The sequence below is a fragment of the Blautia sp. CAG:257 genome, assembly GCF_000433815.1.
GTDB lineage: Bacteria > Bacillota > Clostridia > Lachnospirales > Lachnospiraceae > Blautia_A > Blautia_A caecimuris.
In genome coordinates, this window is record NZ_HF999025.1 from 1 (window position 1) to 5,963 (window position 5,963).

Below are 5,963 nucleotides of genomic sequence, written 5' to 3' on the forward strand. Positions count from 1 at the left end.
CTCTCGCTGACAGCTTGTTTACTTTACCACATCTTCAAGCGGTTGTCAACAAGTTTTTTTAATTTTTTGAAGTTTTTTATTTCTTCAAAAAACAAAACGGAGAAGGAGGGATTTGAACCCTCGCGCCGGTTACCCGACCTATACCCTTAGCAGGGGCACCTCTTCGGCCTCTTGAGTACTTCTCCAGACTCCGAACTCATAATTTCTTATGCAATTTGAAGGCATTTATATCTGAAATGCATTGTTAATTATACAGAAGGTATTTCATATTGTCAACCTGTTTTTTATAAAAAATTCAAATTATTTTGTATTATTTTGTTCATAGATCTTATTTCATTCTTTACTTTTCTATTCTTTTTCCATGATTACCATACTTACCTCTCTACTTTTCTCCTTTCCTGTGATAAAATATATCCATGCAGAAATCTTATTTACTGCTTCCACACCCACGTTTTTCTGTTATATTTTGTTTCTGCTATATTATTTATTCGGAGGTTTCCCATGAAAAGCTCTTATGCAACTGATTCCATTTTCCTAAAAAGAACTTCGATTTTCAGACATTCCTCTCGTTACCTGCTTGGAGCACTTTATACCATATGTATTATGCTTTTCAGCGCAGGCTCTTCTCCTGTTGTCAACAGCATGGGCACAGACAGCTCCGTCTTTTTTACAATAGGGCGCAGTATGCTGTCAGGTAAAGTCCCATATCGTGATCTCTTTGATCACAAAGGATGGTATGTCTATTTCTTTAATTATCTCGGAGCCTGTCTCAGTTCCAAAACAACGATTGGGATTTTTATTATTGAATGCGCATTTATGATCATCAATGTAATTCTTTTATTTAAAATTACAGACTTAATTTCAGGAAACCGGGTTTCCGAAATATGCAAAAGCCTTTCTGTGGGCCTCATGCTTTTACTTATACTTAATTTTTTCACCTACCAGGGAGGGAATTTCGTTGAGACCTATGGACTGACTTTTCAGTTTCTGTCTGTTTTTCTTATTATCAAATATTATAAAAGAAAGATTATTGATCATCCTCCGCTTTTCATGTTTTTTCATGGAATATGTGCCGGAATTGCTCTGAGTCTTCGGCTTAATATGGCTGCAATGTGGGGAGGAATTGCCATTATCCTCCTTCTAAGACTGATTTTTTATAAAAAGTATAAATCCATTCTTCTGAATGCAGTTTCCGGAAGTCTCGGAGTATGTACAGGAATTCTGCCAGTCATTATTTATTGCCTGAATACCCACAGTCTGAAGCCAATGATACAGCAGTCTTTGTTTTTTAATCTGCAGTATTCCTCAAACGGTTCTTCTGTCGAAAATTTTTTTCAGCTTTTTACAAATATCAGAGGTTTCTGTATGCTTCTTGGATGTCTTATCTCTCTGATCATTGTAATAAGATCCGCACAGTTTTCACGAAGCTTCCGGGCAATGTATGCTGTATCCCTGCTGCTCTCTGCATTTTCTGTTTCGCTGTCCGGCAGAAACTACGGGCATTACTATGAATATCTGATTCCTTTTTTTCTGCCCGCCGTCTTATTTTTAACGGAAAAGGCCGCTTTATTTTCAGAGAAACTGTTTTGTCACAGGAAGCTTCTCATCGCAGGACTTTTTACTTTTACAGTCTGTGTCAACCTCCAGATGCCTGTAAAGCTTTTTTCTCTGACAAACATACCAAAGATTTCGCAGATCGCAAACAACATGGCAGACATTTATCATAAATATTATTCTGACAGAAAAACAGTACTTACAGTTAATAACAAGTCTATGTTTTATAATAAATTTAATGTAATTCCGGAAGATAAGTTTTTTTACATCCCTGCTATCAGCTACCAGACCTTTCCGGACGCAGTCAACGCGCAGGTGCAATCTATACTGAGCGGCAAAAACGATATCATCATTCTTTCTTACCAGAATGCTGAAAAAAGGCAGATTTTCCCCTACGGAATAAAAAACCGGGAAATTCTTCAATATCTGTCAGATCATTACCAAATGATATATGAACAAAATCATATTCAAATGTATATAAAACAGAACTTTGCTATAAATGAACAAGCATCGAATTCTGCACAATAGGATCCATGATATACGAACATAAAAGAAATTTAAGCTCTATATGTGAATCTTATAAAGACAGATCCGTGAGAATTTTGTATACTTTTTCAAATTTTCTCATTTACAGAACCATACCTAAAACTATCAAAGGAGACATCTATTTATGGATAAATTATATATTGTAATTCCCGCCTACAACGAAGAGGCCAACATTCAAAAAACCATTCAGCAATGGTATCCCATTATTGAAAAACATAGCGGCGGCGGAGCCTCAAAAATGGTTGTTGTCAACGACGGAAGCACTGACGACACCTGGAAGATTCTGTGCAGACTTTCAGAATCCATGCCCCTTCTGAAACCTCTGACAAAGAAAAACGGAGGACACGGTTCTTCGGTTCTTTACGGATATAACTATGCTGTGGAAATGGGCGCTGACTATGTTTTTCAGACTGACGCGGATGGGCAGACGGACCCCGGTGAATTTGAAGAATTCTGGAATCTGAGAAAAGATTACGATGCAGTAATCGGCAAACGAACAATCAGGGGCGATGGAAAAGCCCGTAAATTTGTGGAAAACACTGTCTGTTTACTGCTTCGGATTATTTTTGGAGTAAAAGTCCCTGATGCAAACGCCCCCTTTCGGCTTATGAAATCCGGACTGGTTAAGAAATATATAAAAAAGCTTCCCAAAAATTATAATCTCCCCAACATTATGATGACTACATATTTTGCCTACTATCATGAAAAATTATGCTTCCGGGAAATTTCTTTTAAACCCAGACAGGGAGGCGTAAATTCTATTAACATAAAAAAAATTATAAAAATCGGCTGGAATGCTCTCAGAGATTTCCGAAAGCTGAAAAAACAAATGTAAACATTTACAAGACCAAAACAATGCCGAAGCTCCCAAAACTGTTCATACATCTAAGTTCTTCTGATGTCCAAAAAGGTGACATCCCCCCTCTTGCAGGAGAAATGTCACCTTTTTTCATTTGTATTTTCAACAAGGCAACAGCTTTACACTTCATCTGTTTTCAGAAACTATTTTCTTCGTCTCTTTACATAATTTCCTGTTATACATATCACTGCCCCCAGTATACCAATGACAGAAATGATTGCACCTGTGCAAATAAACGGATTGGAATAATGAAGTTCTATCTCATGTTTTCCCTCTTCTAACGGCAATGCCATATACATTATATTGGCCTGCATAAGTTCAGCCTTTTTTCCATCTACAACAGCAGTCCAGCCTTTGTCAAAAGGTACAGCCAGACATACCAGACGCGGCTCTTCTAACTCCAGAGAAGCTTTTACCTCATTCCCATCTGCACAGACCCATCCATCAACACCCTTCTCTAAGTTCTCTGCATTTTTTATTATTTTCTCCACAGGCTGAACAACAACTCTGATATTTTTAAAGCGATAGGTTCCGGTATACGGAAACTTTATCTCTATTTCTTTTTTTCCAGGCTCATTCATCTCTAAATTACACAGAAAATTATTTTTTCCATTATTTTCCGCGAATTCGTTTGCATTATTAAAAACTATTTTCTTTTTTATTTTGTTCTGAGTAATATTAATTGTAATTTTGGATTTCGTTCTGGAAATACCACTGGAAGCTTCGTCCTCATACTCAAGCCCCTCAAAAATTAAATATACTTCACCCTCGTACTGAATATCTGTCTGAATGTTCAGCGTTGCCCCTCGTTCCTGTACTTGGATCATGTTTTCTTCTAATTTGATTTTTCCTCTGGAAGTCCATATTGTTTCCGGTTCTTTCGCATCATTTGAAACAATATACTCTTTATCCCAATCACCAATATCTTTATCCCGCTCCAATACTACCGCTTCCATCAGGGCCTGCTGCTTTTGTTCTATATTTAACTGTTCAAATTCATTTCTGCCAATATATTTATCGTATGCAAATACAAATGGTAGTTTTTTCCCACTGTCCCATATAGTAAATTCTTTTTCGCCTGCTACATAATTTTTCTTTTCCTGATAAGCACCAGGTCCTTTCCTTTCTTTTGGAGTGACAAAATATTTCACTCCTCCCAGAATCTCCAACGCACTTCTTTTATCTGCCCCACGATAACTTTGCTCCTGGGTATTATTCCAGTATAATGAACTTTGATATTCTGCCACATATGGATTCGCCATGCTGAAATAAAAAGATGTCCCATACAGTCCTGTCTGTAATGTAGAGTTTTTTATTTCTCCGGTTCCTTCCTCATCATAACGCCAGGAATTTTTTTCCTCTGAAAATTCCCCCAGTTCTGCAGAAGGAATATTTTCCAATTGTCTTTGCGCACTCCCCTGTTGGATAAATCTATTTGCATCAGCTTCTCTCGTCCTGACATCAAGCGCATTAATGAGAACACACCCAACATTCATGCACATAACAAAAGTAAAAAAAATTTTGCCTGGATTTTTTTGCTTCTTACTCATACAAAGCACAGCCACAAACAGTATCAGCAAAAACAAAAGAATTATCATAACCTTAAGCTTAGTTTCTTCGCCTACCAGATATTTTCCCGCTATTCCTGCCATACATGCCAGAAGCTCAAGTACAGTAAACACAATCAAAATTATTTTTTGTCTGATGCAAAGCTTTAGGAATACCGGATACATCTTTACTACTATGTACGCCACAAGCATCGTATATCCAAATGCCCATCTGTTTGTCACATAAGACATACCATTAAATACATGAGCTATAAAAGGAATACACAAAAATCCTGTAAGTAAAACAAATCCTGTTTTTAAAAGCTTTTCCCCTTTAGTTGCAAACAACAGAATCACAGCCGGAAAAGCAATAACCGTATACCCAAGAAAAGTCTGGTGTCCCGGACTGTCCATACTGATAAATCCGGAAAAAAAGCGTGCATAATATTTAATCCCATATAACAAAGGTACTGTAGTTTCATTAGACATCCTTCCTGTCTGGAACAGAAGCCCCAGAGAAGGCAATAGAAAAACCCCGGCTGCACATATAGCCAAAATCGTATACAGTCCAAATTTCAACAAAAATCGAAACACTGTTTTCCATTGAATGGAATGATAAAAACCAAAATATTGAAAAACCGCATAGATTACTGTCAAAATTCCCAGCATATAAAAGAAATAGAAATTGCTGCACGCACTAATAATCAGGGCAACAATATATATCCCCGGTCCTTTTTTACGATAAATCCTGTCTACGCCTAAAAGAATCAACGGAAAATATATCAATGGATTTAAAAAAAATGGATGTTTGCAGAAAAAATACAGCACGTATTCCGAAAAAAGATAAATCGGCACTCCAGCCAGAACCGCAGATGATCTGTTTCCACGGCTTCTGGCAAAGACAGAAAAAGTAATTCCGGCAAGATAGATTCTAAGAATTACAAGAACATGAAATAAGATTTCCGTATGCTCTTTAGGCACAAATACAGCCAAAAGATTCAGCGGGTCTCCAATAACATAATAATGTAATGTATTTAAAACATCCGCTCCATATCCAATAGAAAAATCGTAAGTGGGAATGATAATACTATGCTTTTCAAATAAATTCCATAAAATATCCCGTAAATATTCACCATAATAAGCCAGCGCATTATAGTGCTGGCTTATTCCATCAACTGACCATATAAATGTTGATTTATTATAAATAAAATATAATGACGTACATATCATACAAATCGTAAATAAGACTGTATACCCGCCATAAAACTTAAATCTCTCTATATTTTTTGTTTTTTTCATTTTCATACTACTCCAGCCATCATTTCAGTCCCATCCGCCGTTTGCTTTTATTGTTTCTTCTATTCTTCGCTTTACTTCTGCTGCAATTTCTGTTGATTTCATATCCTTATATTCTTCATATTCCATCGGTTTCAGAAAATGCACCTGTACAGTGATCG

3 protein-coding genes, 1 tRNA gene and 1 pseudogene are annotated in these 5,963 nt (G+C 36.7%); 2 read left to right on the forward strand and 3 right to left on the reverse strand.

Annotated elements, in window-relative coordinates; all coding sequences use genetic code 11:
• Positions 1-97: 97 nt before the first annotated feature.
• Positions 98-185, reverse strand: a tRNA-Ser gene (locus QVP40_RS04480).
• A gap of 1,522 nt (positions 186-1,707) precedes the next feature.
• Between QVP40_RS04480 and QVP40_RS04485 the strand changes: the two genes are divergently transcribed.
• Together QVP40_RS04485 and QVP40_RS04490 are read left to right on the forward strand one after the other, a co-directional pair.
• Entirely contained in the window at positions 1,708-2,082 is a 375-nt protein-coding gene (locus QVP40_RS04485; RefSeq protein ID WP_138271007.1) for a hypothetical protein, read from the forward strand.
• A gap of 142 nt (positions 2,083-2,224) precedes the next feature.
• Positions 2,225-2,935 carry a glycosyltransferase family 2 protein gene (locus tag QVP40_RS04490; protein ID WP_022067296.1) on the forward strand — a complete coding sequence of 237 codons (711 nt, stop codon included), beginning with the start codon at positions 2,225-2,227 and terminating at the stop codon, positions 2,933-2,935.
• A gap of 167 nt (positions 2,936-3,102) precedes the next feature.
• Here QVP40_RS04490 and QVP40_RS04495 read toward each other — a convergent pair whose 3' ends face one another.
• Together QVP40_RS04495 and QVP40_RS13850 are read right to left on the reverse strand one after the other, a co-directional pair.
• Positions 3,103-5,805, reverse strand: a complete 2,703-nt coding sequence (locus QVP40_RS04495; RefSeq protein WP_022067297.1) for a YfhO family protein — start codon at positions 5,803-5,805, stop codon at positions 3,103-3,105.
• Positions 5,806-5,829: 24 nt separating this feature from the next.
• Positions 5,830-5,963 (reverse strand): annotated as a pseudogene (locus QVP40_RS13850) (1-acyl-sn-glycerol-3-phosphate acyltransferase); the annotation flags it as partial.

What these genes read in the sequence shown, in the direction of transcription:
- QVP40_RS04485 (WP_138271007.1), top strand. Translation starts at nt 1,708, where the DNA reads ATGGCAGACATTTATCATAAATATTATTCTGACAGAAAAACAGTACTT.
- QVP40_RS04490 (WP_022067296.1), top strand. Translation starts at nt 2,225, where the DNA reads ATGGATAAATTATATATTGTAATTCCCGCCTACAACGAAGAGGCCAAC.
- QVP40_RS04495 (WP_022067297.1), bottom strand. Translation starts at nt 5,805, where the DNA reads ATGAAAAAAACAAAAAATATAGAGAGATTTAAGTTTTATGGCGGGTAT.